The organism is Novosphingobium sp., from assembly GCF_037133355.1.
Classification (GTDB): domain Bacteria; phylum Pseudomonadota; class Alphaproteobacteria; order Sphingomonadales; family Sphingomonadaceae; genus Novosphingobium.
The window spans coordinates 1-2505 of record NZ_JBAXOI010000050.1 but is presented as its reverse complement, the minus strand read 5'-3'; the positions used below and the strand labels follow the sequence as shown (position 1 = coordinate 2505).

At 66.3% G+C, this 2505-nt stretch carries 1 protein-coding gene; it reads left to right on the top strand.

From position 1 onward, the window contains the following. Nucleotides 1-629 precede the first annotated feature (629 nt). Nucleotides 630-2354, top strand: a complete 1725-nt coding sequence (locus WCL10_RS20480; RefSeq protein ID WP_336897492.1) for a GAF domain-containing protein — start codon at nt 630-632, stop codon at nt 2352-2354. Nucleotides 2355-2505 lie beyond the last annotated feature (151 nt).

Here is a 2505-nt window from a genome sequence, read left to right as displayed (position 1 = left end):
CGGGCAAAGGTCGGGAGTCCTCGGGCAAAGGTCGGGAGTCCTCGGGCAAAGGTCGGGAGTCCTCGGGCAAAGGTCGAGAGTCCTCGGGCAAAGGTCGGGCGTGCTCGGAAAGAGGTCGGCAACGGGGTCCCATCCAGGGCTTTCATATTGGGTTCAGTCGTCCGGGAATGATTCGTACTCGTCCGCCGAATCTCGTGGCTTGCGGGTGCGATGATGTGGCGCTGGACCTGAAGGTCATCCTCGCCGAGGGCAAGCTGTCGGGGCCGGGAGCATCCGCCATTGGAGAGGGAAGTCGTAAGTGTTCGCCAAACCCCAGGGTTCCCGAGTGCGAGGGCCCCTTGGCAACCATGGGCTTCGGCATACGAGGACGCTCATCCGCTGACTTCGGACCTGAATGTCAAAACTTTGGATGCGACCCCGTTGCCCTCACCGAAAACCGATGCCCACCGATGCAAGGCCAATCGCTCGCTAATGATTGGGGGGTCTCCGGAGGTCAAGCTTTGACCTTGCCAGAAATCCCCCAAGCCGGTCTATCCTGACGAAACAGATCTTCTTGTTCGCAAAACCACATCTCCCTGACCGCGCAGCGTCAAAACCAAATTCCCACCAATACATGGAGGAGTCGCACCATGGCTGACATTGCCCTGTCGCAGGGAGATCTCGCGGCGCTTGTCGAACTGGCGCCCGAATTGGCCGAGGAAACTTCGCTCACGTCGCTGCTCGGCCGGCTACTCGATCGCGCAGTCGGCCTGACGGCTTCGACGTCCGGCACTGTCTACCTATACGACGACCGGCGCCGCAAGCTGTACGTCGCGCACGCTGTCGGCCCGGCGGCGGCGCTGGTGCTGGAGAAATACGGCGCCAACGGCGAAGGCATCCCGCTGGTCGGCAGCAAGGCGGGCGGCGTGTACTCGAGCGGCGAGTCGATCATTGTCAACAAGATCGAGCAGGACCCCGAACACTACAAGGCGGTGGACCAGGCCACGGCGCGGCCCACGGCGTCGATGATCGCGGTGCCGTTGGCGGTGGCTGGCGAGCGCATCGGCGTCGTGCAGCTGCTCAACCGCACCGCCGGGCCGTACACCGCCTACGAGGCGGCGCTGCTGGAGAAGTTCGCCACGCTGGCCGCCGTGGCGGTGCGCAATGCGCGGCTGTTCGGCGACATGGCCGCGCGCATCGGCGCCTACGGTCTGCCGCGCGACTCGGTCGACGCCGCCACGCTGCGCGCGCTGCTGAACGCGCCCGCCCGCGCCGAGCGGCTTTCGGTGCTCTTCGTCGACATGCGCGGCTACTCGCGGCTGGAACAGACGCTGCGCCACCCCGAGCTGCTGCAGTCGAAGCTGAACGAATTCCTGGCCATGCTCGCCGGGGCCGTGCTAGAGCAAGGCGGCGTGGTCAACAAGTTCCTCGGAGACGGGTTGATGGCGCTGTTGCGCGGGCCGGAGCACGAGGCGCGCGCGCTGCGTTGCGCGCAGCAAATGATCGACCGCTTCGCGCCGATGCGCGACCGTTGGGACCTCGAGACCAACGAGTCGCTGAACTTCATCGACATCGGCGTGGGCATCGCCACCGACACCGTCACGCTGTGCACGGTGGGCAGCGACCAGGTGCGCGAGTTCACCGCGGTCGGCCGCGCGGTCAACCTCGCCGCGGCGCTGGTGGAACAGGCCCGCGACGGCCGACGCCTGCTCGCCGACCGCATGACCTTCCGCAGCGCCGGGCCGCTGATCGAGGAGTCGCGAGGACCCTCGCGGCTGCAGATCAAGAGCGTCGGCGCCAGCGGGCCGGATTACGAGATCTACGAGATCGTCCGCATCGGCGCCGGCGCATCGGCCTCCGCGGTGGCGGTCAGCCCGCCCTCGCTGCCGCTGGCGTCGGCCGCGTCGCGCAACGTCTTCGTCAGCTACTCCCACGCCGACCGCGGCTCGCTCGACGAACTGCACACGCACCTGCGGCCGTTCCTCAAGCGCGAGGAGTTCGACTTGTGGGACGACACGCGCATCGCCGCCGGCGACCTGTGGCGCAGCCAGATCGAGACGGCGCTGGCGCGCGCCGGCGCCGCCGTGCTGCTGGTCAGCCCGAAGTTCCTCTCGTCGGAGTTCATCGACCGGCATGAACTGCCGCCGCTGTTCGAGGCGGCGCACAAGCGCGGACTGCGCATCTTCTGGATCCCGGTCTCGGCGTCCGCCTACAGCGAGACCGAGATCGCCGGCTTCCATGCGCTGCACGATCCCCGCACACCGCTGGACCAGTTGGCCCCGGCCGAGCGCAATGCCGCCTGGGTCAGAATCTGCCGGCAGGTGGCCAACGCGCTGCGGGTCGTTGTGGCAACGGGGTCGCATCCAAAGCTTTGATATTTGGTTCAGTAGAGGGGCAATGGGGTCACATCCAAATTTTTGACATTTGGTTCAGGAATCATGGAATGATCCATGCTTGACCGCCGAGCCTCATGGCTTGCGGGTGCGATGATGTGGCGCTGGACCTGAAGGTCATCCTCGCCGAGGG

Coding starts and splice junctions, on each gene's coding strand:
- WCL10_RS20480 (WP_336897492.1), top strand. CDS start 630: ATGGCTGACATTGCCCTGTCGCAGGGAGATCTCGCGGCGCTTGTCGAA.